Consider the following 23631-nt stretch of genomic DNA (forward strand, 5'->3'; position numbering starts at 1 on the left):
GAGAGCGAGTGCGCCGATGACCGGGTCCGCGGAGAGCGGTACCACCCCCGCAGCCTGCTGCGACGACTCCGCGGACCCGGTCGCGGCCGCCCGTCCCGGCGCCCGTCCGGACGGTCTGTGGACCGTGGACGAGCACCTCGCCGACGTCCTGGCCGCCGTCGGCCCGCTGCCCGCGATCGAGCTCCAGCTGCTCGACGCGCAGGGCTGCCGGCTGGCCGAGGACGTCCTCGCCGAGGGGGACCTGCCGCCCTTCGACAACAGCTCGATGGACGGCTACGCGCTGCGCACCGCCGACACCGTCGGCGCCGGCACCGCCTACCCGTCCGTGCTCGCGGTGGTCGGCGACATCGCCGCCGGCGCCGACGACCTCCCCGCGGTGGGCCCCGGCCAGGCCGCCCGGATCATGACCGGCGCGCCCGTCCCGCCCGGCGCCCAGGCCGTCGCCCCGGTCGAGTGGACCGACGGCGGCACCGGCACCGGCCGCCCCGCCGACGCGATGACCGCCGCGGTCGAGGGCGAGGAGGTCCGGGTGCTGCGCCCGGTCGCCGAGGGCGCCCACATCCGCCGCCGCGGCAGCGACGTCGCCGCCGGCACCCGGGTGCTGACCGCCGGCACCAGGCTCGGCCCCGCCCAGCTCGGCCTGCTCGCCGCGATCGGCCGGGCCACCGCCACCGTCCGCCCGCGCCCGCGGGTCGTGGTGCTCTCCACCGGCAGCGAGCTGGTCCAGCCCGGCGAGCCGGTCGGCCCCGGACGGATCACCGACTCCAACAGCTTCACCCTCACCGCCGCCGCCCTGGACGCCGGCGCGATCGCCTACCGGGTCGGCGGCGTCCCCGACGACGCGGCCCGGCTGCGCGCGGTGCTGGAGGACCAGCTCGGCCGGGCCGACCTGATCGTCACCAGCGGCGGCGTCAGCGTCGGCGCGTACGACGTGGTCAAGGAGGTCTTCGCCGAGTACGGCGGGGTCGACTTCCGGCGGCTGCGGATGCAGCCCGGCAAGCCGCAGGGCTTCGGCCGGATCGGTCCGGGGGCGGGCGTGCCGCTGATGGCGCTGCCCGGCAACCCGGTCAGCGCGTACATCTCCTTCGAGCTGTTCGTCCGCCCGGTGATCCGCGCGATGCTCGGCGCCGAGGACGTCCACCGCCCGGTGGTCCGGGCGCACTGCCCGGTGGCGCTGCGCTCGCCGGCCGGGCGCCGGCAGTTCCTGCGCGGCCGGTACTCCGCGCGGGACGGCCTGGTCGAGCCGGTCGGCGGCGCGGGCTCGCACCTGGTCGGCGCGCTGGCCCGGGCGGACTGCCTGATCACCGTGCCCGAGGACGTCACCGAGCTGCCCGCCGGCAGCGAGGTGGACGTGGTGCTGCTCGGCGGCTGAGCGGCGGCCGCCCGGACGAACTCCCGTCCGGGGCGGGCCGTCCCACCGACGCGGCCCGTCCCACGCCCGGGCCGGACCGGGGGGTACGGTAGCGCGGTATTCGACCTGCGCGCCCCTGGAGCCACCCGTGACCACCTCGCCCCCCGGCGACCGCCTCACCCACGTCGACGAGCAGGGCGCGGCCCGGATGGTCGACGTATCCGAGAAGGCCGTGACGGCCCGGACCGCCGTCGCGGCCGGCCGGGTCACGGTCTCCCCGCGGGTGGTGGAGCTGCTGCGCGGCGAGGGCCTGCCCAAGGGCGACGCGCTGGCCGTGGCCCGGATCGCCGGGATCATGGGCGCCAAGAGGACCCCCGAGCTGATCCCGCTCTGCCACCCGATCGCGCTCTCCGGCGTCAAGGTCGAGCTGACCGTCGCCGACGACGCGGTGGAGATCACCGCCACCGTGCGGACCGCGGACCGGACGGGCGTCGAGATGGAGGCGCTGACCGCCGTGGCGGTGGCCGGGCTGACCGTGATCGACATGGTCAAGGCGGTCGACAAGGGCGCCGCCGTCGAGTCCGTCCGGGTGCTCGCCAAGACCGGCGGCAGGAGCGGCGACTGGACCGCCCCGGCGGCGACCGCCCCCGGGTCCCCGGCATGAGGGCGCTCGCGGTCACCGTCTCCAACCGCGCCTCGGCCGGGGTCTACGCCGACAAGGGCGGCCCGCTGCTGGCCGAGGGCCTGCGGGCGATGGGCTTCACGGTCGACGGCCCGCGGGTCGTCCCGGACGGCGAACCGGTCGAGGCGGTGCTGCGCGAGGCCGTGGCGGCCGGCTACGACGTGGTGCTGACCACCGGCGGCACCGGGGTCTCGCCGACCGACCTCACCCCCGAGATGACCGCCCGGGTCCTGGAGCGGGAGATCCCCGGCATCCCCGAGGCGATCCGCGCGTACGGGCGGGAGAAGGTGCCCGCCGCCGCGCTCTCCCGCGGGCTGGCCGGCACCGCCGGACGTACCCTGGTCGTCAACCTGCCGGGCTCCACCGGCGGCGTCAGGGACGGCCTGGCCGTGCTGGCCCCGCTGCTCGCCCACGCCGTCGACCAGCTCGGAGGCGGGGACCACCCCCGGCCCGACGCACCAGCTTCCGGGAGCGCGCACTGAACGCCGGCTGGCCGGTAGAACTCCACGAGGGGGACGTCGTGCTGCGCCCGATCCGGGCCCGCGACCAGCGCGAGTGGCAGGAGGTCAGCCGCCGCAACCGCGACTGGCTGCGGCGCTGGGAGGCCACCGTGCCGCCCGGCCCGGCGGGCCTCGCGGCGGGCCCGCGCCCGACCTACCGGCAGATGGTGCGCTACCTGCGCGGCGAGGCCTCGGCGGGCCGGATGCTGCCCTTCGTGGTGCTGTACCGGGGCCGCCTGGTCGGGCAGTTGACCGTCGGCGGGATCACCTGGGGCTCGATGTGCTCGGCCAACGTCGGGTACTGGATCGACGAGGGGGTGGCCGGACGGGGCATCATGCCGACCGCGGTGGCCCTCTCGGTGGACCACTGTTTCGCCACCCTGGGCCTGCACCGGATCGAGGTGTGCATCCGGCCGGAGAACGGCCCGAGCCGGCGGGTGGTGGAAAAGCTCGGCTTCCGCTCGGAGGGAATGCGGCCGCGCTATCTGCACATCGACGGCGACTGGCGGGACCACCTGGTGTTCGCGCTCACCTCGGAGGAGGTGCCCGAGGGGATGCTGGAACGCTGGCGCTCCCTCAGCTCGGGCCGCCGTCCGAGAAATTGAATGCATGTTCGAATAAAATATCGATATGGCATCGGCGTGGCGACGGACGGGCACAAATAGCGGCAAAATAGTCGGAGAATCAGCTTGATCACACGACACGCCGCACCAAATTGCTACCGGCCCTTCCTCCACGCCCGTACGGTGTGAATCGTGAGCAGTAGCGGCCTTATCTACGCCGTCATCGTAGGGGCCTGGGCCGCCTATCTGGTGCCGATGTGGCTCCGCAGGCAGGACGAGCTCAACGAGGCGCGCCCGACGGAACGCTTCAGCACCGCCATCCGCCTGCTGGCCGGGCGTTCGGCGCTGGAGCGGCGGGCGTCCCGGGCCCTGGGTGACGAACCGCGTGACGACGAGCAGACCGAGGACGGCCCTCCCGAGCGGGACGGGGCCGCCTCCGACGACCCCGCCCCCGGCGGCCCCGGGGCGGCGCCGGGCGGCCCCGCGGACGCGCCGGCGGCCCCCCGCCCGGCCGTCCGGGCCGAGGCGCGGCCGGGACCCGCGGGCGGCGGCTCCGAGCGCCGGGCGAGGCTGCTGGCCCGCCGTCGTCGGATGGTCACCGCCCTCTTCCTGGCCTTCGCGCTGGGCGCGGTGGTCGCGGCGGTGGCCGGCCTGGCCTTCCTCTGGGTGCCCGCGCTCCCGGCCGTCCTGCTCACCCTCTACATCGGCCACCTGCGCCGGCTGGAGCGCCAGCGGTACGCGGTGAAGCTGGACCGGGCACGCGCCGCCCAGGCCGCCGAGCGGCTGCGCAAGCGCGAGAAGCAGCGCGCCGAGGCCGGCCGGGAGAAGGCCGCCGCCGAGCCCGCGCCCGCCCCGGCCCCCACCGAGCCGGCGGCCGGGGCGCCCGCCGGGCGCGGCCGGCCGCACCTGCGGCTCGCCACCGAGGCCGACGCGGCCCGGGCGGCCTCCGGGGGCACCGCCTCCGCCTCCGCCGCCTCCTCCTCCGCCTCCGCGGTGGCGGAGGCCACCGAGCACGAGGAATGGGTCGATGGCATGCGGGAGCGCGGCGCGGCCGGCCCGGACTCCTGGGAGCCGGTGCCCGTCCCGCTGCCGACCTACGTGACGGCCCCGGTGGCCCCCCGGGTCAACCGCGGTCTCGACCTGTCGGCCCCCGGCACCTGGACCGCCGGGCGCCCGGCCGAGTCGCGGCGCACCCCGCTCTTCGACCAGTACGCCGAGCCACCCGCTCCGGAACCCCGGCCCCGCGCCGCCAACGAGTAGCTTCGAGGCCCCCTCCCCGGGGGCCTCGCCGCTTTCCGGGGCCGCCCCCGGGGTCCCCACCAGGAGGGTGGTCACGGACCCCCTCCGAAAGGTGCTAGAGTTTCTTCTCGTTGGGGCTGTGGCGCAGTCCGGTAGCGCACCTCGTTCGCATCGAGGGGGTCAGGGGTTCGAATCCCCTCAGCTCCACCCAACGGAAGTCCCGCCCGATCGGTTGATCGGGCGGGACTTTCGCGTTGTGGGGGTGCGTCGGCCGACGGGGGGTCAGCCGGGGCGGTACGGGGGCGCTTCGCGGGGCGTGTGGGGCGGATCACGTGCGGGAACGGCCGAGGGCCGGTCCGGAGCACGCTCCGGGCCGGCCCTCGGGGTCGGACGGGTCAGGGCCGGCCGGAGCCCGCGTACGGGTCGGGCTGCGGGGCGCCGGACTGCGGCGGGACGGCGCCGTAGCGGGCCGGACGGCGGCCGCGCGGGTGCCGGGTGAGGGTGTAGCCCGCGACGCCCGCCAGGGCGGCCAGGACGCCGCCGGCCAGGGTCCAGAACCAGCGGCTGTTCCAGCCGGAGAACCAGCCGGTGTACCAGTGCTCCTCGGGCTCCTCGGGGGCCGCCGCCTTGGCGGTCGCGGCGCCGCCGCCGGCCGGCGGGACCAGCGGGGCCTTGAGCTCGCCGCCCTCCGGCTGGGCGTTGTCGGCGTCGCCCTTGGCGGCCACGCGCAGCTGCACCGAGGCGGCCAGGCCGAGGTCGGGCTGCGGGGCGTCGGGGACCGAGAGCCGGACGTAGTAGCTGCCCGGCAGCGGGTCGCCGGACCACGGCTCGGCCCAGGAGCGGACCTCGCGCAGGGTGCAGCTGAGCGTCACCGTGCCGGTGGCCTGCTCGGCGGTGGCGTTCTGGACGCCGTCGGTGCAGGCCTGGCGGCGGCGCAGGCCGTCGAACAGCTCGACGCTCCAGGTCTGCGGGCCGTGCCGGTCGGCGGACGGGGCGAGGGTGACGGTCAGGTTCACCTTGGCGGTCTGGCCCTCGGCCGCGCCGAACGCCCAGTACAGGTAGTCGCCGGTGGAGACGGCGACCGAGGCGTCCTGGCCGGGGGCCAGGTTGACGGCGGTCAGGAAGGAGGTGCCGGCCTTGTTGGCCGGGGCCGGGGTGCCGCTCGCGCTCGGCGAGGGCGAGGCGGCGGTGGCGGCCGGGGCCGTCAGGGCGAGCGCGGGGAGCAGGGCCAGCGCGGCCGCGGCGGTGCGGAGGAAGGTCGTACGCATGGTCAGTTCTCCTGCCAGACAGCGATGCGCCAGCGCGCGATCCAGCCGAACAGCAGACCGGTCACCAGGCCGGCCAGGGTCAGCACGAGCAGCAGGATCCAGCCGCGGCCCAGGCCCATCGCCGGGCCGTCCGGGGCGGGGGAGGCGGCGGTCAGGTCGACCGTCAGCTCCAGCGGCAGACCGGGGTCGGCCGCGACGCCGGCCTGCGGGGCCAGCGAGTTGGAGACCACCAGGCAGACGGTGGTCTCCGGCTTGCCGCTCGGCGAGGCCGAGGCGGTCGCGGTGGCGGTGGCGTAGCCCTTGGAGCCGTCGGCGGACCAGCGCAGGCCGGTGGAGACCACGTCGGTGCGGCCGCTGCCGGCGTCGGTGCCGCGGACCAGCTCCTGGCCCGCGGTGCTGGTGGCCTGCAGCAGGACGCCGTAGTCACGGGCCACCGCGCGGTCCGGGGAGACGCTGACCGAGGCGCGCAGCTCCTGGCCGGCCTTGACCGCGACGCGGTAGACGCGGTGCTCGGAGAACTTCTCGCGGTCGCTGTAGACGCCCGGGGCGAGGACCGGCGCGGTCGCGCAGGTGTCGGTGCCGGCCGTCTTGACCGGGGCGACCGCGTAGGTGTCGTTGGACCGGTCGACCAGCTGCTTCACCTTCTCGGTGAGCTGCTCCTGGGTGCGCACGTCGGTGTAGGTGCCGCCGGTGGCGTTGGCGATGCAGAGCAGCTGCTGGCGGGTCTTGTCGTCGTGCGCCAGGCCCAGGGTGTCGACCACCAGGTGGATGCCCTGGGAGGCGAGCTCGCGGGCGACGTCGCACGGGTCGGGCGGGGTGCAGGTGTCCTCGCCGTCGGTGATCAGCACCACCCGGCGGGTGGTCTCGCCCTTGCCGAGGTCCTGGGCGGCGCCGCGCAGCGCCAGGCCGATCGGGGTGAAGCCGGTCGGGCGCAGGGTCGCGACGGCGGTCTTGGCCTCGGTCTTGTCGGTCTTCCCGACCGGGAAGAGCTGCTTGGTGTCCAGGCAGCCCTGGGCCTTGTCGGCGCCCGGGTAGTTGGCGCCCAGCGTCCGGATGCCGAACTCGGTCTCGGCCGGCAGGGCGTCGATGACGTCGTTCAGGGACTGCTGGGCCACCGCGATGCGGCTCTTGCCTTGGATGTCGGCCTCGCGCATGGAGCCGCTGACATCCAGCACGAGGTCGACCCGGGGGGCCTCCTTGCCGGCCGCGCCGGCTGATGGTTCGTCGGCATGGGCGGGCAGGCCGCTGAGCAGCGCCCCGCCCGTTATCGCCAGGGCGGCCAGCAGGCTGCCGAGCCTGGCCTTCGGTCGTCGTCCATTCATCACCCGCCCGATCCTAGGGATCATCAGTTCCCCGTGGCCAACGTGCGATGGTGCGCGAACGGGCCGACTCCGGCGCGAACTCGCGGACGCCGGTGGGTGATCGGGGGCCGGGTGCACCGGGGTGCGCCGGTCGCGCGACCGGTGGTGACGGAACCTCGGGCAATACGGGACACACCGGGTGAAAAGTCGATTGATAGGGATTTGCTCGTTAGGGTGACGAGCGGGGCGAGGACACCGGTGCGCCGGCACCCGCCCCGGTCGGCATGTCCGTTCGAGGGAAGGACCCGTACGTGAGCAACCTCTTCGCGATCGCCTATCCGGATCTGGCCACCGCCAGGGCGGTGCGCGACGAAGCGGTCGGCCTGCAGAAGCAGCGGCTGATCGAGCTGGAGGACGCGGTCGTCGTCGAGCGCCGCGAGGACGGGAAGATCAAGCTGCACCAGCAGGTCAGCACCACCGGGGCCGGGGCCGCCTCGGGCGCCGTCTGGGGCGGGGTGATCGGCCTGCTGTTCTTCATGCCGTTCCTCGGCGCGGCGGTCGGCGGCGCCGCCGGGGCCGCGGTCGGCGCCACCACCGACATCGGTGTGGACGACGACTTCATGCGCCAGGTCGGGCAGCACCTCCAGCCGGGTACGGCCGCGGTGTTCCTGCTGGTCCGCACGGCCACGGCGGACAAGGTCGTCCCGGCGCTGGCCCGCTACGGCGGCCGGATCATCCAGACCTCGCTCTCCGCCGAGGCCGAGGCCGACCTGAAGGCCACCGTCGAGGCCTCCCGGGCGCACATCGCCCCGGTCGCCTGATCCCCGGCCCGCGCCCGACCCCGCCCTCCGTCCGACCCACTTCCGCCTGACCCCCGGATCCCGCCGGAACGGCCGCTCACGCCGGGGCGGACGGGCCCGCCGCCCGTCCGCCCCGGTCGTCACTCCGGCGGTGCCCCGCAGCCCCGACTTCCTGGACGGTCCGTGGCGACACCCTCCGCCGTGCCGAGAACCGCCGGCCGACCGCGCCGGACCGTACCGACCCGGCGCACCACCGAACTCCTGCTCGTCCTGGCCGCCGTGCTGATCGCCGTGCTCGGCTACGCCGCGGTGGGCCTGACCATCGACGGCACGGTGCCCGCCGACGCGGCCGGGTACGGGGCCGCGCTCGCCGCGCTGGCGCTGTCGGCGCACGGCGCGGTCCGCTGGAGGGCGCCGTACGCCGACCCGCTGCTGCTGCCGATCGCGCTGCTGCTGAACGGCGTCGGACTGGTCGTCATCTACCGGCTGGACCGGGCCACCCCGGGCGACGCGGCGCCCGCCCAACTGCTCTGGTCCGCCCTCGGGGTGGGCCTGTTCGTCCTGGTGCTGCTCCTGCTGCGGGACCACAAGCGGCTGCAGCGGTACGCCCACATCGGCGCGCTGGCGGCGCTCGTCCTGCTGGTGCTGCCGATCTTCTTCCCGCCGGTGTACGGCTCGCGGATCTGGATCACCGTCGGACCGCTCTCGTTCCAGCCGGGGGAGTTCGCCAAGGTCCTGCTGGCGGTGTTCTTCGCCGCCTACCTGGCCGTGCACCGGAACACGCTGGCGCTCACCGGGCGGCGGGTGCGGCCCGGCCGCGGCGGACCGCGGCGGCTGCCGCCCGGGCGGGTGCTGGCGCCGCTCCTGATGATCTGGGCGGCCTTCGTCGGGGTGCTGGTGCTGGAGACCGACCTCGGCACCTCGCTGCTGTTCTTCGGCCTGTTCGTGGTGATGCTGTACGTGGCCACCGCGCGGACCGGCTGGATCGCCGTCGGGCTGATCCTCTCCGCCGTGGCGGCGGTGGGGGTGGGGTGGCTCTCGCCGCACGTGCACAGCCGGGTCACCGACTGGCTGGACCCGCTCGGCTCGATCGCCGAGGGGCGCGGGGCCAACCAGATCGCCCAGTCGCTGTTCGCCTTCGCCTGGGGCGGCGAGCTGGGCGCCGGGCTGGGCAACGGGCACTCGGCGCTGATCGGCTTCGCCGCCAAGTCCGACTTCATCCTCGCCACCATCGGCGAGGAACTCGGGCTGACCGGGCTGTTCGCCGTGCTCCTGCTGTACGCGCTGCTGGTCTCGCGCGGGTTCCGGACCGGGATCGCGCTGCGCGACCCGTTCGGGCGGCTGCTGGCGATCGGGCTGGCGGCGCTCGTCGCCCTCCAGGTGTTCGTGGTGGCGGGCGGGGTGCTGGACCTCATCCCGCTGACCGGGACGACCCTGCCGTTCGTGGCCCAGGGAGGCTCCTCGGTGGTGACCAACTGGATCATCGTCGCGCTGCTGGTGCGGATGAGCGATCTCGCCCGGCGGCCCGCCCCCGGGGAGCGGCGGTGAGACGGCGGCGCGGGGGCGAGCGGGCGGGCGACGGACCGCAGGGGCTGCCGGGGATCTCCGTCACCGGGCGCCGGGCCGGCACCTTCTGCCTGCTGCTGATCGTGGCGCTCTGCGCCCAGGCCACCCGGGTGCAGGTGTTCCGGGCCGACGACCTGAACCACAACAGCGCCAACCAGCGGCTGGTCATCGAGCGGTACGCGCAGCCGCGCGGCGCCATCCGGGTGGGCGCCGACACCGTCACCGGCTCCGAGGCCACCGGCGGGCGGTACGACTTCAAGCGCACCTACACCGACGGGCCGCTGTTCGCCGCCGTCACCGGCCACTCCTCGCAGACCTACGGCAACAGCCAGCTGGAGGGCACCGAGGACGCGCTGCTCTCCGGTACCGACCCCCGGCTGTCGGACCGGGCGGTGTGGGACGCGGTGGCCCGGCGGCGGAGCCCCGGCGGGGACGTCCGCACCACCATCGACCGGGCCGCCCAGGAGGCGGCGGTGCGCGGCCTCGGCGGGCAGCAGGGCGCGGTCGTGGCGATCGAGCCGGCCACCGGGCGGATCCTGGCGCTGGCCTCCACCCCCTCGTACGACCCCGGGAGCTTCGCCGGCACCTCCGCCGAGGACCAGGAGGCCTGGAACCGGCTGCGGGCCGACCCCGACCAGCCGATGCTCAACCGGGCGCTGCGCCAGACCTACCCGCCCGGCTCGACCTTCAAGGTGGTCACCGCGGCGGCGGCGCTGGAGAGCGGCGTGGTCACCGACATCGACGCGCCGACCGACGCGCCCTTCCCCTACGTCCTGCCCGGCACCACCACGCCGCTGGTCAACGACACCCCGGCCTGCGACGAGCCCGGCCTGTCACTGGCCACCGCGATGACGCTCAGCTGCAACAGCGTGCTCGGGTACCTCGGGGTGCGGGTCGGCCTGGAGCGGATGGTCGCGGCGGCGGAGGCGTTCGGCTTCAACGACCCCCGGCTGGACACCCCGGTGCGGGCGGCCCGCTCGGTCTTCGACACCCGGATGGACGAGGCGCAGCTGGCGCTCTCCTCGATCGGCCAGTTCGACACCGCGGCCACCCCGCTGGTAATGGCGATGGTCGCGGCGGGGGTGGCCAACCGCGGCACCGTGATGCGTCCACAGCTCGTGGACGGACTGACCCGGAGCGACGGCACCCTCGTGCAGTCGGCGCGGCCCGCCGTGTACCGGCGGGCGATGGGCCCGGACACCGCCGGGCAGGTGCGGCGGCTGATGACCGACGTGGTGGAGAAGGGCACCGGCCGCGCCGCCCGGATCCCCGGCGCGGTGGTCGGCGGGAAGACCGGCACCGCCCAGCACGGGGTGGACAACAGCGGGACGCCGTACGCCTGGTTCATCGCCTGGGCCGGGCCGTCCGCCACGGACGCGGTGCCGCCGGTGGCGGTCGCCGTGGTGATCGCGGACAGTGACGCGACCGAGGTGACGGGCGGCGGGCTCGCGGCCCCGGTCGCCCGTGCGGTGATGCAGGCGGTGCTGTCCGGATGAGCCCCTTACCGGTGGCTCCGACCTGCTGCGTTAGTCGGTCGACGGCGGATCCGCCGTCTGCGAAGTGTCCGGTTTGTGCATGCCGGTGCGACGGTTCGTACAATGCGCGCGCCGTGACTGTTCGTTTGCGACACTGGTGTTTTCGCGGGGTACTGCCCATCTTTGTTCGGTTGGTCCCCGATGGCACCCTTCGGCGCGTCGAGTGACCAGCCGCTCCAACCCTCCCCGCCCAGAAAGACCCTCGTCTTGGCCAGCAACACGCTCGGCGCCCGCCTTCTGAGGCGCAAGCCCGTCATCACCCTGATCGCCGAGAGCGAGGGCCGCGACGGCCTTCCCGCCGGTGCGCCCGAGGAGGGCGGACGTTCCGGCATCCACCTGCGCCGCTCGATCGGGCTCTGGCAGCTGTCCGCGATCGGCATCGGCGCCACCATCGGCACCGGCATCTTCTTCGTGCTGAACAGCGCGGTGCCGTCGGCCGGACCGGCCGTCATCCTGTCCTTCGTGATCGCCGCGGTCACCGCCGGCCTCACCGCGCTCTGCTACGCCGAGATGGCCTCGGCCATCCCGGTCTCCGGGTCCTCGTACTCCTACGCCTACGCCACCCTCGGCGAGGGCGTCGCCTTCGCCGTCGGCATCTGCCTGCTGATGGAGTACGGCGTATCGGCCTCCGCGATCGCGGTCAGCTGGGCCGAGTACCTCAACAAGTTCTTCGACCTGGCCTTCGGCTTCAAGATCCCCGAGGCGATCTCCGGCGCGCCGGACAGCACCCACTGGTTCAACCTGCCGGCGCTGCTGCTGGTCGCCATGGTCTGCTTCCTGCTGATCCGCGGCGTCAGCGAGTCGGTCAAGGTCAACACGGCCATGGTGGCCATCAAGCTGCTGATCCTGCTGCTCTTCATCTGCGTCGGGCTGACCGGCTTCCACTCCGGCAACCTGACCCCGTTCATGCCGCTGGGCATCGGCGGCGTACAGGTCGCCGCCTCCACCATCTTCTTCTCCTTCATCGGGCTGGACGCCGTCTCCACGGCCGGTGAGGAGGTCAAGAACCCCCGGCGCACCCTGCCGATGGCGATCCTCATCTCGCTGGTGGTGGTCACCCTGCTGTACATCCTGGTGGCCCTGGCCGGCGTCGGCGCCCAGCCGTGGCAGAAGTTCGAGGGGCAGGAGGCCGGCCTCGCCCAGATCCTCCAGGACATCACCGGCCAGAGCTGGCCGGCCATGCTCTTCGCGATCGGCGCGATCGTCTCGATCTTCTCGATCACCCTGGTGGTCATCTACGGCCAGACCCGCATCCTCTACTCGATGGGCCGCGACGGCATGCTGCCCAAGCGCTTCGCGGAGCTCTCGCCGCGCACCGGCACCCCGGTCTGGAACACCGTCGTGGTCGGGCTCGGCGTCGGCGCACTGGCCGCCTTCGTGCCGCTGCGCGTCCTGGCCGACATCACCAGCCTGGGCACCCTGATCGCCTTCTCGGTCGTGGCGATCGGCGTGATCGTGCTGCGCCGCACCCAGCCCGACCTGCCGCGCGGCTTCAAGGTGCCGGGCTACCCGGTCGTCCCACTGGTCAGCGTCGGCTTCTGCGCCTACCTGATCAAGGGCCTGCACGCGGACACCTTCAAGGCGGGCGGGATCGCCCTGGCGCTCGCGGTGGCGGTCTACTTCGGCTACAGCATCAAGCACTCCAAGCTGGAGCGGGCGGACCGGCAGGCCGAGGCCGGGAGCAAGGTCGGCTGAGTCGGCGGTGCGCCGCGGACGGGGCAGGCCGGGGGAGGACCGAACCCCTCGTCGGCCCCTTCCGTGTCGGCGGACACTCCCGTTCCCGACATGGCGACAGCGCACCGCCCCCGGCCCTAACCTTCCACCATGGTGAGCACCCGCACGTCCGGCCATTCCCGCCCGCGCGGCCGCTTCACCGGCCGGGGCGCGACCCCGACGACGCCCGCCCCGGCCGTCCCCCCGGCCGTCCCCCCGCTCCGGCGCGGACGCCCGCGCGGCGGCCCGGCCCGCCGGCCGTTCCCCCACCAGCGCGGCGGGAGCGGTCCGCCGGGCCCGCCCGATCGGCTGAACCGGACCGGCCTCGCCGCGCACCGCGGCGTCCAACTGATCGGCTGCCTGGTCGCCGCCGGGTGGGCGGCCGGCTTCCCGCTCGTCTCCGACTTGCCCAACCAGCGCCTGTGGGGCACCCTCGCCGCCCCCGCCTACCTGCTCGCCGGGCTGCTCTGCGTGGTCCTGCCGCGCCGGCTCGCCGCCCGGGCCGGGGCGGCGGTCGCCCTGCTGGGCGCCGTCCTGGTGCCGCTGGTGGCGCTGGTGCTGCAGGGCCGCCACCAGTCGGAGGTGATGGTGGTCGAGCGCTCGGCGCACCTGCTGTTCACCACCGGCAGCCCGTACCTGGCGCACCCGGCGGTGGTCACCGACTACAACCCGTACCTGCCCGCGATGTCGCTGTTCGGGGTGCCGCACACCCTGCTCGGCGAGGGCAGCGCCGCCGCCCGGCTGGCCGGGGACGCCCGGATCTGGTTCGCGCTGGCCTTCGTGGCCTGCCTGCTGGCGAGCTGGCGGCTGCTGCGGCCCAGCCGGGACCGCGCGCCGCTGCTGCCGCTGGCCGTGCTCACCGCCTCGCCGCTGGTCGCGCTGGCGCTGGTCGGCGGCGGGGTGGACCTGCCGCTGATCGGGCTCTGCTGCCTGGCCATGGCGCTGGCCGAACGGGACCGGACCATCGCCGCCGGGCTGGTGCTGGCCCTGGCCGGGACCCTGAAGTGGACGGTCTGGCCGGCGCTGCCGGTGGCCGTCCTGCTGCTCTGGCGGCTCTACGGCCGGCGGCCGGCCGCCCGGGCCGGGCTGACCGCGCTCGGCGCGGCCTCCGCCGTCATGGTGCCGTACGCCCTGACCCGGGCCGACGAGCTGCGCGAGCAGGTGGTGCGCTTCCCGCTCGGGCTGGCCGCGATCCAGACGCCGGCCGGCAGCCCGCTGCCCGGCAAGGTGCTGGCGGGGTTCGGCCCGACCGGGCACATCGCCTCGCTGGTGCTGCTGACCGTCGGCGGCCTCGGGGTGACGGTCTGGCTGCTGGCCCGGCCGCCGGTCTCCGCGATCGCCGCCGCGGACCTGCTGGCCGGGGGGCTGGCGATCGCCTTCACGCTGGCGCCGGCCGGGCGGTTCGGCTACCTGGCGCTGCCGGCCGTGCTGATGATCTGGCCCCGGCTGGCCGCCCGGCGGTGGAGCGCCCGCCCGCCCGTCCCGTCGGCCTGCCTGCTGGCGCACGCCGAGCCCGCCCTGCCCGCGGCGCGGTAGGGCGGGCGCGGCGGGGCGTCAGCGGTTGCCGGCGGCCTTGATGATCGAGGCGACGGCGGGACCGGCGGCGTCCACGCCGTGGCCGCCGCCCTCGACCTCGGCGGCGATCGCGAGGTTGCCCCGGTAGGCGGTGAACCAGCTGTTGGTGGTGGCGATGCCGGTGGCCTCGGCGGAGCCGGTCTTGGCGCCCGCGTTGTCGGAGATCCCGGCCATCACGTCCTTGGCGGTGCCGCCGGTGGCGGTGGCGGCCATCATCTGGCGCAGCTTGCCGGCGACGTCGGGGGTCATGTCGCGGGCGGCCTTCTGCTGCGGCAGCTCGGCGACCAGGACCGGCTGCTTGAAGCTGCCGCTCTGCACGGTGGCCGTGATCGAGGCGATGGCCAGCGGGTTCATCTGGACCTTGCCCTGGCCGATCGACTGCATGGCCTGCTCGTCCTTGTTGGTGCCGGCGTCCGGCACCACGGCGTCGAAGCTGGGCAGGCCGGTCTGCCAGTTCAGGCCGATGCCGTAGACGTCCTTGGCCGTGGTGGTCAGCGCGCCCGGCTTGAGGCTGGTCAGGCCCTGGTCGATGAAGGCCGTGTTGCAGGAGATCATGAAGTCCTGCTGGAGCGTGTTGTTCGGGTACGCGTCGGGGAACGAGTTCGGGATCTTCTTCGGGTTGCTGCTCAGGGTCGGGCAGGGCACCGGGGTGTCCGGGTTGACCCCGGCCTCCAGCAGGGCGGTGGAGGTGAGGATCTTCAGCGTGGAACCCGGGGCGAGCTGGCCCTGGAAGGCCCGGTTCAGACCGGTGACCGGCGCGTTGGCGAAGGCCAGGATCTGGCCGGTGCTCGGCTCGATGGCGACGATCGAGCCCTTCTTGCCGCCCAGGTCGGTCATCGCCTTCTCGGCGGCGGCCTGCAGGGTGGCGTCGATGGTCAGCTTGAACGGCTTCGGGGGCTTCGGGTCGACGATGGTGAACAGCCGGTCGGGCACGCTGTTCTGGTCGGCGGCGTTGGTGATCACCACGCCGGTGCCGTTGTCGCTCTGGTCCTTGTTCTGGTCCGCGAGCAGCTTGGCGGTCTTGGCCTGCACGGTGGCGACCAGCGGGGTGATCGAGGGGCTGTTCAGCGCCTTGTTGTTGCGGTCCACCACGTTGCCCGCCATCGGGGGCAGCGGCTGGACGGAGATCGTCTCGCCGGGGGCCAGGTGCGGGTGGATCACCGACGGGGCCCAGTGCACGGCCGGGGTGTTGTCGCTCATCTTCACGACGCTGAGGAAGCCGTTGTAGTCCCAGACCCGGTTGGTGCCCTCGAACTCGGCGCGCGCCTTGAAGCCCATCAGCACCCCGGCCGGGCCGGCGGACGGCGCCGCGGACGGCGTGCCGGAGGCGGGGTCGGTGGCGCCCGGGGTGGCGGCGGGGGTCGTGCTCTTGGCGGGGGAGGGGGTGCCGGTCGCCGAGGCGAAGGCCGCCGGGGTGGCCGGGCCGGCCGACGCCAGGGTGAGCCCGCTCGGCTTCACCTGGTCGCGGAACGCGCTCAGCGCGGTGGTCGCGGTCGCCGGGTCGTCGGTCAGCGAGGCCGCCTTGGCGAGGTCGCCGGCCGCCCAGGCGTCCAGGAAGTCCTTGGCCCCGGCCGCGGCCTGCTCGGCGGTCGGGGGCTCGGCGACCACCGTGCGCTGCTTCTTGGCGGCGGGCTCGTCCTTGTCGTCCGAGCCTCCGACGAGGCTGTACGCCCCGTAGCCGCCGGCGGCGAGCATGGCGACGGCCACGCCGGTGATCAGGCCGGTCTTCGCGCCATTGCGCATGGTGATGTGCCCCCAAGGGTCAGGCGGTCGGCCGCAGCCGGAGCTGGCCGGATGCGCGTTCGGAGCCCAGCCTAGGCAGCCGGGCTCCGTGCACCGACGAAGGGAGCCGGTCTTGTGACGGTTCTGGTACGTGGTGCGCACCACCCCGGTACCCTTCGCCACTCTCCGTCCGCGGTCAGATCCAGGTGTTGAACCACATCCTCCGGCGCCAGTCCTCCATCGGGATCGTCTCGCCGGTGTACAGGGGGTGGAAGAAGAGGAAGTTCCACATGATCAGCAGGACCACCAGGCCGGCCGCCGCGGCGCCGATGACCCGCCGGTCCCGGGAGGCCCCGGCCGGTCCGATCAGCGCGCCCACCAGCATGGTCACGGCGAGCACCAGGAACGGCACGAAGCAGACCGCGTAGAAGAGGAAGATCGTCCGCTGCTGGTAGGCGAACCAGGGCAGGTAGCCGGCGGCCAGGCCGCAGAGCACCGCGCCGGCCCGCCAGTCGCGCCGGGCCGCCCACCGCCACAGGCAGTAGACCAGGGCGATCACGCCGGTCCACCAGAGCAGCGGGGTGCCGATGCCCAGCACCTCGCGGGCGCACTCGTTCACCGTGCAGCCCGCCGCCCCCTGCTTCGGGGACTCGTAGAAGAAGGAGACCGGCCGGCCCAGGACCAGCCAGCTCCACGGGTTGGACTGGTAGGTGTGCGGGTCGCTCAGGTGGGTGTGGAAGTCGTAGACCGTCGAGTGGTAGTGCCAGAGCGCCCGCAGGCCCTCCGGGATCCACGGGTAGTCGGTGGAGCGGCCGACCGCCCAGTCGCGGCCGTAGCCGCCCTGGTTCGGCACGGTGCTGCTGGCGAACCAGCCCCACCAGGAGGTCACGTAGACGACCGCCGGGACCACCACGACGGAGACGAAGGCGGGCACCGCGTCGCGGACCAGCGTCCACAGGTAGGGGCGGTCGGCTCCGGCGAGCCGGCGCGAGCCGGCGTCCCACAGCACCGTCAGCAGGCCGAAGGCGGCCGCCACGTACAGGCCGCTCCACTTGGTGGCGCAGGTCAGGCCGACGCAGACGCCGGCCGCGATCCGGTACGGGCGCCAGCCCAGGTTCATCCGGCGGGCGAACGCCGGGTCAGGCCCGCCGCCGTGCGCCGCGAGGCGGGCGGCGATCCGGGCCCGGGTGTGGTCGCGGTCCAGCAGCAGGCAGCCGAAGGCGGCGAGGATCCAGAACATCACCACCAGGTCCAGCAGCGCGGACCGGCTCATCACGAAGTGCAGGCCGTCCACCGAGAGCAGCAGGCCGGCCACGCAGCCCAGCAGGGTCGAGCGGAACAGCCGGCGGGCGATCCGGGCCACCATCAGCACCGACAGGGTGCCGAGCAGCGCCACCGCGAACCGCCAGCCGAAGGGGTTCATCCCGAACAGCTGGATGCCGGCGCCGATGATCCACTTGCCGACCGGCGGATGCACCACGTAGGACGGGTTCGACCGGTACGGGACCGCGTCGCCCGCCATGATCTGCTCGTTGGCGCCGTCCGGCCAGCTGATCTCGTAGCCGCCGTGCCAGAGCGCGTAGGCGTCCTTGGCGTAGTACGTCTCGTCGAAGATGATCGCGTTCGGCGAGCCGAGGTCGCTGAACCGCAGCGCGCCGGCGAACAGCGCCACCGCGAGCGGGCCGAGCCAGCCGGCCCAGCGGACCAGCCAGGACCAGAGCGGTGCGGGCAGGGACAGGCCGAGCCGGAGCAGCAGCGGCGAGGGCGGCACCCGCTTCGGGGTGACGCCCGGGCCGTCCGGCATCGGCGGGACCAGGCGCTCGGCCAGGGTGGCGGCCGGCGGCGGCGCGTAGCCGAAGCGGGCCAGGCCGCGCAGCCAGGTGGGGCGCGGTGGCGGCGGGGGTATCGGGCCCCCGCCGTCGTCGCCGCCGTCGGGGTCGACGGCCCCGTCGCCGCCGTCCGGGTCGCGGGGCCCGGGCAGGGCGGGTGACGACTGGTCCGTCAGGACCGGCACGCCGACGTCACCCCGCGCGGTGCGGTCTGTACCAGTGGGCGTCTGCGCCGCCGTGTCGCCGTTCATCCGCCACATCGTAGGGGCGCATCGTGAGCCTGCGGAGGCTCCCTCCGAAGCTGCCCGAATCGTCACCAAAAGCGCCCGGCGGCCGGTTGCTGGAAGGATGGGGTCCGTGACAGGAGTACTGGTACTGGCAGGCACCCCCATCGGCGACGTCGCGGACGCCCCGCCCCGGCTGCTCACCGAGCTGGCCGCGGCGGACGTCATCGCGGCCGAGGACACCCGGCGGCTGCGCCGGCTCACCCAGGCGCTCGGGGTGACCCCGGCCGGGCGGGTGGTCTCCTACTTCGAGGGCAACGAGGTCGGGCGGACCCCCGAACTCGTCGAGGCGCTGCTCGGCGGCGCCCGGGTGCTGCTGGTGACCGACGCCGGGATGCCGTCCGTCTCCGACCCCGGCTACCGGCTGGTGGCCGCCGCGGTCGCCGCCGACGTCAAGGTGACCGCGGTGCCCGGGCCGTCCGCGGTGCTCACCGCGCTGGCGCTGTCCGGACTGCCGGTCGACCGGTTCACCTTCGAGGGCTTCCTGCCGCGCAAGAGCGGTGACCGGGCCCGGCAGCTGGCCTCGATCGCGGCCGAGCCGCGCACCATGGTCTTCTTCGAGGCCCCGCACCGGATCGCCGAGGCGCTCGCCGCGATGGCGGAGGCGTTCGGCGCCGAGCGGCCGGCCGCGGTGTGCCGCGAGCTGACCAAGACCTACGAGGAGGTCCGGCGCGGACCGATCGGCGAGCTGGCGGCCTGGGCGGCGGAGGGCGTCAAGGGCGAGATCACCGTCGTCGTGGCGGGCGCGCCGCCGGCCGCGCCGCAGGAGCTGACCCCGGCCGAGCTGGCCCGGCTGGTGGCCGTCCGGGAGGAGGCCGGAGAGCGCCGCAAGGAGGCGATCGCGGCGGTCGCGTCCGAACTGTCGTTGCCCAAGCGGGAGGTCTTCGACGCGGTCGTGGCGGCCAAGAACGCGGCCGGCCGGGCCCCCGGCGGCGCGCCCGGAGAAGCCTCCTGAAGTGCTCGCGACAAGCCGCTGAGCTGCGGGTACGCACTGTTCGTCGGCGATGTGCCGCATGGCGCGCGGGCGCGTACCGTGGAGAGAAGGCCCCGGGTAAACGCCCGTCGAGCTGAAGCTTCGGTCGAGGTTCCCGGACAGGACCCACCCTTTCGTATAGGGATTCCCAACCTGCCTCCAAGTCTTCACAAGACGGGCATCTCCGGGGGCGGTCCGGGCATTTCCTGGGATGGAAAGACCCAGCCGGGCGAGCGCCCGGCGGGCGCTGGGAGACGGCTATGAGCGAGACGATCGGTAGCCCCCGCAGTGGCAACGCCCTGAGCGACCCCGGCCCGAGCGGCACCGGCCCGAGCGGCCGGACGCACACTCCCGTCGAGACCGTCCGGGAGGCCTACTCCTTCGCGTGCCTGAGCTGCGGGTACGGCTGGGAGCAGGCGTACGACATCGAGCACCACGTGGGCCGGGACGGGCACGTCGTGTTCGAGTACCACGCCAACGGAGTCCGGGTGCCGTCGCCGCTGCTCAAGCCGACCTGCCCGGGCTGCGGCGGCCACACCGTGCGGATCATGCGCGAGGGCCGGGTGGGCACCGCCGACCAGTCGGTGCGGCACGCCCCCGGGTTCGCGGCGCACGCCGAGCCGGCCGGGTCGCCGGCGATGGGCCGGCCGGTGCGCACCGCCCCGGCGGGCGGGCGCTGGGCGCGGTTCTGGGCGCGGCTGCGGGGCTGACGGCCGCCGGGCGGCAGCGGGCCGGCGCTCCGGGGCGGTCCCCGGGCCGCCGGCCCCCGCCGTCGGAGGGCGCCCGCGGGCGCTCGCCGTCGGGGGGTGCCCGCGGGCGCGACCAGGTCCTCTCTTCCGGATCACGTCGGATCAGCGGGCGTCGTTGGAGTGCGTGCATCGGCGGTGCGGAGGAGGGAGTCCATGCGGAGCATCGGCGACCGACGACAAGCCGTCGAGGTGCGTGCTCCGGCGGCGCCCGCTCGGCGTGATCCGGAAGAGAGGGCCTAAGCTTGCGGACCATGGCGGCCACTGCAGAGCACAGCACCACCGGGGGCACCACTCCCGCGTACTACGTCACCACCCCGATCTACTACGTCAACGATCGCCCCCACCTCGGCCACGCGTACACCACCGTGGCGGGCGACGTGCTGACCCGCTGGCACCGCCAGCGCGGCGAGAAGGTGTGGTACCTGACCGGCACGGACGAGCACGGTCAGAAGATCCTGCGCACCGCCGAGGCCAACGGCGTCACCCCGCAGGAGTGGTGCGACAAGCTGGTCGAGGAGGCCTGGAAGCCGCTCTGGCAGCACCTGGAGATCGCCAACGACGACTTCGTCCGCACCACCCAGGAGCGGCACACCGCCCGGGTGCAGGAGTTCGTCCAGGACCTGTACGACAAGGGCGAGATCTACAAGGGCGGCTACTCCGGCCCGTACTGCGTCGGCTGCGAGGAGTACAAGCTCCCCGCCGAACTGCTCGACGGCGCCGCCGAGGGCGAGAAGCTCTGCCCGATCCACAAGAAGCCGGTCGAGTGGCTGGAGGAGGAGAACTACTTCTTCCGCCTCTCCGCGTACGGCCCGAAGCTGCTGGAGTTCTACGCCGAGAACCCCGGCTTCATCGCCCCCGAGTCGGCCCGCAACGAAGTGCTGCGCTTCGTCGAGCAGGGCCTGCAGGACCTCTCCATCTCCCGCTCCACCTTCAACTGGGGCGTCCCGCTGCCCTGGGACGAGAAGCACGTCCTGTACGTGTGGGTGGACGCGCTGCAGAACTACATCACCGCGGCCGGCTACGGCGCCGACCCGGAGCGGTTCGCCGAGCTGTGGCCGGCGTCGGTGCACCTCGTCGGCAAGGACATCCTGCGCTTCCACGCGGTGATCTGGCCCGCGATGCTGATGGCCGCCGGCCTGCCGCTGCCGAAGCGGGTCGTCGCCAACGGCTGGCTGATGGTCGGCGGCGAGAAGATGTCCAAGTCCAACCTGACCGGCATCGCCCCCACCGACCTGACCTCGCACTTCGGCGTGGACGCCTACCGCTACTACTTCCTGCGGGCGATCCCGTTCGGCACCGACGGCTCCTTCTCCTGGGAGGACTTCACCGCCCGGTACACCTCCGAGCTGGCCAACGACTTCGGCAACCTCGCCTCCCGGGTGGCGGCCATGGTCGGCAAGTACTTCGACGGCGCGCTGCCGGCCGAGGCGGCGCCGGGCGAGGCCGAGCGGGCCGTCGCGGACGGCCTGGCGGCGGCGGTCGCGGCCGCCGACCGGAAGATCGGCGAGGAGCTGGACTTCGCGGGCGGGATCGCGGCGGTCTTCGACTTCGTCAAGCAGGTCAACGGCTACCTCACCGAGCAGGAACCGTGGAAGGTCGCCAAGGACGACTCGGCCGCGGGCCGGGCCCGGCTGGCCACCGTCCTCTACACCGCCGCCGAGTCGCTGCGGGCGACCGCGGTGCTGCTCAACCCGGTGATGCCGACGACCGCGGAGAAGCTCTGGGCCTCGCTCGGCGCCGCCGAGGGCCTGGGTCCGCTCGCCGCGCAGACCGTCGCCGAGGCCGCGCAGTGGGGCCGGCTGCCCGCCGGCGCCACCGTCACCAAGGGCGACATCCTGTTCCCCCGTCTTGAGGAGAAGCCGGCCTCCTGAGGCCGGAGAGGAACGACTGATGCCGAAGAAGGACGACGACCGGTCCACCCCGCCGCCGCTGCCCGCCCCGCTGGCGGTGGCGGTCGCCGACTCGCACACCCATCTGGACATGCAGTCCGGCACTCCCGAGGAGGGCCTGGCCAAGGCCGCCTCGGTCGGGGTGGCCACCGTCGTCCAGGTCGGCTGCGACGTGCCGGGCTCGCGCTGGGCCGCCGAACTGGCGGCCCGGTTCGAGCAGGTGCACGCCGCCGTCGCCCTGCACCCCAACGAGGCGCCGCGGATCTTCCTCGGCGATCCCGACGGCTGGTCCGGACAGCGCCGGGAGCCGGGCGGGCAGGCCGCGCTCGACGCGGCGCTGGCCGAGATCGACGCGCTCGCGGCGCTGCCGCAGGTCCGCGCGGTCGGCGAGACCGGCCTCGACTACTTCCGCACCGGGCCGGAGGGGGTGGAGATCCAGAAGGAGTCGTTCCGCCGCCACATCGCGATGGCCAAGCGGCACGGCAAGGCCCTGGTGATCCACGACCGGGACGCCCACGAGGACGTCATCGCCGTCCTGCTGGAGGAGGGCGCCCCCGAGCGGACCGTCTTCCACTGCTACTCCGGCGACGCGGACATGGCCAAGGTCTGCGCCGAGCACGGCTGGTACCTCTCCTTCGCCGGCCCGGTCACCTTCAGGGCCAACCAGCCGCTGCGGGACGCCCTGGCCGCCACCCCGCTCGACCGGATCCTGGTCGAGACCGACGCCCCCTTCCTCACTCCCCACCCCTACCGCGGCCGCCCCAACGCCCCGTACCTCATCCCGGTCACGGTCCGCTCGATGGCCGACACCCTGGGCCTGCCCGAGGACGAGCTCGCCACCGCGATCGCGGAGAACACGGCGCGGGCCTTCGGGTACTGATCCGGTCGAACGAATAGCGGGTTCCGGAGGACGGTCGAGGTGGTTTCACCCGGTTCCCAGGTTGCGGACCGGTTCCGCAAGCCCGGGCAGTACGCCGACAAGGGCATCCCGTACTACTGGCGGGTCGAGCGGGGCATCGACGACCTCCCGATCGTCCACGAGTTCCACCGGGACGAGGAGAAGGGCGTCTACCTGCCGGCCGCGCAGCACGAGGGCGTGCTGCGGACGGCCGTTCCCTTCCCCGTGGAGATCGACCTCGCGGCGGTCGTCGAGCTGTGAGGGGCTCGCGCGCCCGTATCCTTGGCGGGTGAGCACCACCGACCCCACCTCTGACAGCCGCCCCCAGCCTCCGGCCGGGGGGACCCCCTTGCTCGGCGGCGCGGACATCCGGGCGCTGGCGGACGCGTTCGGCGTGAAGCCGACCAAGCAGCGCGGGCAGAACTTCGTCATCGACGGCAACACCGTGCGGCGGATCGTCCGGGCCGCGGAGGTGACCGGGGAGGACGCGGTGGTCGAGGTCGGGCCCGGGCTCGGGTCGCTGACGCTCGCGCTGCTGGAGGTCGCCCGGCACGTCACCGCCGTGGAGATCGACCCGGTGCTGGCGCGGCACCTGCCGGACACCGTCGCCGCCCGGATGCCCGGGAAGGCCGGGGCGTTCGACCTGGTGTTCAGCGACGCCATGCTGGTCACCGAGCTGCCCGGGCCGGCGCCGACCGCGCTGGTCGCCAACCTGCCGTACAACGTGGCCGTGCCGGTGCTGCTGCACATGCTGGCCACCTTCCCCAGCATCGAGCGGACCCTGGTCATGGTGCAGAGCGAGGTCGCCGACCGGCTCGCCGCCAAGCCCGGCAACAAGGTGTACGGCGTCCCGTCGGTCAAGGCCAACTGGTACGCCGAGGTGAAGCGGGCCGGGGCCATCGGCCGCAACGTCTTCTGGCCCGCCCCCAACGTCGACTCCGGGCTGGTCTCGCTGGTCCGCCGCGAGCCGCCGAGGACCACCGCGAGCCGCGAGGAGGTGTTCGCGGTCGTCGACGCCGCGTTCGCCCAGCGCCGCAAGACCCTGCGGGCCGCGCTGACCGGCTGGGCCGGCTCCGCCGCCGGGGCCGAGCAGGCGCTCGCCGCCGCCGGGATCGACCACAAGCTGCGCGGCGAGATGCTCACCGTCGAGCAGTTCGCCGCCATCGCCGAACACAAGCCGGAGTAGGGGACTTC

The 23631-nt window shown here is 74.2% G+C and carries 20 protein-coding genes and 1 tRNA gene; 17 read left to right on the top strand and 4 right to left on the bottom strand.

Translation table 11 applies throughout. The annotated features are described in order from the left end of the window. Positions 1–16: 16 nt before the first annotated feature. The 6 genes from glp (at position 17) to ACFC0B_RS31460 (ending at position 4542) form a co-directional block, all read left to right on the top strand. Positions 17–1372 carry a gephyrin-like molybdotransferase Glp gene (gene glp / locus ACFC0B_RS31435; RefSeq protein WP_376093481.1) on the top strand — a complete coding sequence of 452 codons (1356 nt, stop codon included), beginning with the start codon at positions 17–19 and terminating at the stop codon, positions 1370–1372. A 187-nt stretch (positions 1373–1559) separates the two neighbouring features. Further along, positions 1560–2015, top strand: a complete 456-nt coding sequence (gene moaC, locus ACFC0B_RS31440; protein ID WP_376093625.1) for a cyclic pyranopterin monophosphate synthase MoaC — start codon at positions 1560–1562, stop codon at positions 2013–2015. After that, the gene (locus tag ACFC0B_RS31445) at positions 2012–2515 is read left to right on the top strand and encodes a molybdenum cofactor biosynthesis protein B (protein ID WP_376093484.1); all 504 of its coding nucleotides are present in this window, start codon (positions 2012–2014) and stop codon (positions 2513–2515) included. The genes moaC and ACFC0B_RS31445 overlap by 4 nt, the downstream gene beginning before the upstream one ends. After that, the gene (locus ACFC0B_RS31450; protein WP_376093628.1) at positions 2512–3138 is read left to right on the top strand and encodes a GNAT family N-acetyltransferase; all 627 of its coding nucleotides are present in this window, start codon (positions 2512–2514) and stop codon (positions 3136–3138) included. The genes ACFC0B_RS31445 and ACFC0B_RS31450 overlap by 4 nt, the downstream gene beginning before the upstream one ends. Positions 3139–3288: 150 nt before the next feature. Next, on the top strand, positions 3289–4356 hold the full coding sequence (locus tag ACFC0B_RS31455; RefSeq protein WP_376093487.1) for a hypothetical protein: 1068 nt from the start codon (positions 3289–3291) through the stop codon (positions 4354–4356). A gap of 112 nt (positions 4357–4468) precedes the next feature. Beyond that, a tRNA-Ala gene (locus ACFC0B_RS31460) sits at positions 4469–4542 on the top strand. Between the two features lie 188 nt (positions 4543–4730). Here ACFC0B_RS31460 and ACFC0B_RS31465 read toward each other — a convergent pair. Both ACFC0B_RS31465 and ACFC0B_RS31470 read right to left on the bottom strand, forming a co-directional pair. Further along, the gene (locus tag ACFC0B_RS31465; protein WP_376093490.1) at positions 4731–5603 is read right to left on the bottom strand and encodes a peptidase; all 873 of its coding nucleotides are present in this window, start codon (positions 5601–5603) and stop codon (positions 4731–4733) included. 2 nt (positions 5604–5605) lie between these two features. Next, a complete protein-coding gene (locus ACFC0B_RS31470; RefSeq protein ID WP_376093493.1) occupies positions 5606–6928 on the bottom strand; it encodes a VWA domain-containing protein in 1323 nt (440 codons plus the stop codon). Positions 6929–7215: 287 nt separating this feature from the next. Here ACFC0B_RS31470 and ACFC0B_RS31475 point away from each other — a divergent pair, with 287 nt between their 5' ends. The 5 genes from ACFC0B_RS31475 to ACFC0B_RS31495 all read left to right on the top strand — a co-directional run bounded on the left by ACFC0B_RS31475 (position 7216) and on the right by ACFC0B_RS31495 (position 14054). Further along, positions 7216–7725, top strand: coding sequence for a DUF1269 domain-containing protein (locus ACFC0B_RS31475; protein ID WP_376093496.1), 510 nt, complete (start codon positions 7216–7218; stop codon positions 7723–7725). A 180-nt stretch (positions 7726–7905) separates the two neighbouring features. Further along, the gene (locus tag ACFC0B_RS31480) at positions 7906–9252 is read left to right on the top strand and encodes an FtsW/RodA/SpoVE family cell cycle protein (RefSeq protein ID WP_376093499.1); all 1347 of its coding nucleotides are present in this window, start codon (positions 7906–7908) and stop codon (positions 9250–9252) included. 53 nt (positions 9253–9305) lie between these two features. After that, positions 9306–10766, top strand: coding sequence for a penicillin-binding transpeptidase domain-containing protein (locus tag ACFC0B_RS31485; RefSeq protein WP_376093631.1), 1461 nt, complete (start codon positions 9306–9308; stop codon positions 10764–10766). Positions 10767–11012: 246 nt separating this feature from the next. After that, positions 11013–12500 (top strand): amino acid permease, encoded by a 1488-nt coding sequence (locus ACFC0B_RS31490; RefSeq protein ID WP_376093502.1) that lies wholly within the window; start codon positions 11013–11015, stop codon positions 12498–12500. A 129-nt stretch (positions 12501–12629) separates the two neighbouring features. Then, the gene (locus tag ACFC0B_RS31495; protein WP_376093505.1) at positions 12630–14054 is read left to right on the top strand and encodes a glycosyltransferase 87 family protein; all 1425 of its coding nucleotides are present in this window, start codon (positions 12630–12632) and stop codon (positions 14052–14054) included. Between the two features lie 18 nt (positions 14055–14072). On the opposite strand, the gene ACFC0B_RS31500 is transcribed toward ACFC0B_RS31495, so the two are convergent. Together ACFC0B_RS31500 and ACFC0B_RS31505 are read right to left on the bottom strand one after the other, a co-directional pair. Beyond that, positions 14073–15836, bottom strand: coding sequence for a penicillin-binding transpeptidase domain-containing protein (locus ACFC0B_RS31500; protein WP_376093508.1), 1764 nt, complete (start codon positions 15834–15836; stop codon positions 14073–14075). Between the two features lie 175 nt (positions 15837–16011). Beyond that, on the bottom strand, positions 16012–17895 hold the full coding sequence (locus tag ACFC0B_RS31505; RefSeq protein WP_376093511.1) for a dolichyl-phosphate-mannose--protein mannosyltransferase: 1884 nt from the start codon (positions 17893–17895) through the stop codon (positions 16012–16014). 106 nt (positions 17896–18001) lie between these two features. On the opposite strand from ACFC0B_RS31505, the gene rsmI reads away from it, so the two are divergent. From rsmI to rsmA, 6 genes are all read left to right on the top strand, one after another. Then, the gene (gene rsmI, locus ACFC0B_RS31510; RefSeq protein WP_376093514.1) at positions 18002–18883 is read left to right on the top strand and encodes a 16S rRNA (cytidine(1402)-2'-O)-methyltransferase; all 882 of its coding nucleotides are present in this window, start codon (positions 18002–18004) and stop codon (positions 18881–18883) included. A 278-nt stretch (positions 18884–19161) separates the two neighbouring features. Further along, a complete protein-coding gene (locus ACFC0B_RS31515; protein WP_376093517.1) occupies positions 19162–19611 on the top strand; it encodes a hypothetical protein in 450 nt (149 codons plus the stop codon). Positions 19612–19901: 290 nt separating this feature from the next. Beyond that, positions 19902–21521 (top strand): methionine--tRNA ligase, encoded by a 1620-nt coding sequence (gene metG / locus ACFC0B_RS31520; protein WP_376093520.1) that lies wholly within the window; start codon positions 19902–19904, stop codon positions 21519–21521. Positions 21522–21540: 19 nt separating this feature from the next. Then, positions 21541–22419 (top strand): TatD family hydrolase, encoded by an 879-nt coding sequence (locus ACFC0B_RS31525; protein ID WP_376093523.1) that lies wholly within the window; start codon positions 21541–21543, stop codon positions 22417–22419. Positions 22420–22458: 39 nt separating this feature from the next. Continuing rightward, positions 22459–22698, top strand: a complete 240-nt coding sequence (locus ACFC0B_RS31530; protein ID WP_376093526.1) for a hypothetical protein — start codon at positions 22459–22461, stop codon at positions 22696–22698. Positions 22699–22726: 28 nt separating this feature from the next. Then, positions 22727–23623, top strand: a complete 897-nt coding sequence (rsmA, locus tag ACFC0B_RS31535; protein ID WP_376093529.1) for a 16S rRNA (adenine(1518)-N(6)/adenine(1519)-N(6))-dimethyltransferase RsmA — start codon at positions 22727–22729, stop codon at positions 23621–23623. The last annotated feature ends 8 nt before the right edge of the window (positions 23624–23631 follow it).

It is taken from the genome of Kitasatospora sp. NPDC056184, from assembly GCF_042268405.1.
Lineage (GTDB): Bacteria > Actinomycetota > Actinomycetes > Streptomycetales > Streptomycetaceae > Kitasatospora.

Excerpts from the sequence above, each read along its gene's own strand:
- glp (WP_376093481.1), top strand. The coding sequence starts at position 17 with ATGACCGGGTCCGCGGAGAGCGGTACCACCCCCGCAGCCTGCTGCGAC.
- moaC (WP_376093625.1), top strand. The coding sequence starts at position 1,560 with ATGGTCGACGTATCCGAGAAGGCCGTGACGGCCCGGACCGCCGTCGCG.
- ACFC0B_RS31445 (WP_376093484.1), top strand. The coding sequence starts at position 2,012 with ATGAGGGCGCTCGCGGTCACCGTCTCCAACCGCGCCTCGGCCGGGGTC.
- ACFC0B_RS31465 (WP_376093490.1), bottom strand. The coding sequence starts at position 5,603 with ATGCGTACGACCTTCCTCCGCACCGCCGCGGCCGCGCTGGCCCTGCTC.
- ACFC0B_RS31495 (WP_376093505.1), top strand. The coding sequence starts at position 12,630 with ATGGTGAGCACCCGCACGTCCGGCCATTCCCGCCCGCGCGGCCGCTTC.
- ACFC0B_RS31500 (WP_376093508.1), bottom strand. The coding sequence starts at position 15,836 with ATGCGCAATGGCGCGAAGACCGGCCTGATCACCGGCGTGGCCGTCGCC.
- ACFC0B_RS31505 (WP_376093511.1), bottom strand. The coding sequence starts at position 17,895 with ATGAACGGCGACACGGCGGCGCAGACGCCCACTGGTACAGACCGCACC.
- ACFC0B_RS31515 (WP_376093517.1), top strand. The coding sequence starts at position 19,162 with ATGAGCGAGACGATCGGTAGCCCCCGCAGTGGCAACGCCCTGAGCGAC.
- metG (WP_376093520.1), top strand. The coding sequence starts at position 19,902 with ATGGCGGCCACTGCAGAGCACAGCACCACCGGGGGCACCACTCCCGCG.
- ACFC0B_RS31525 (WP_376093523.1), top strand. The coding sequence starts at position 21,541 with ATGCCGAAGAAGGACGACGACCGGTCCACCCCGCCGCCGCTGCCCGCC.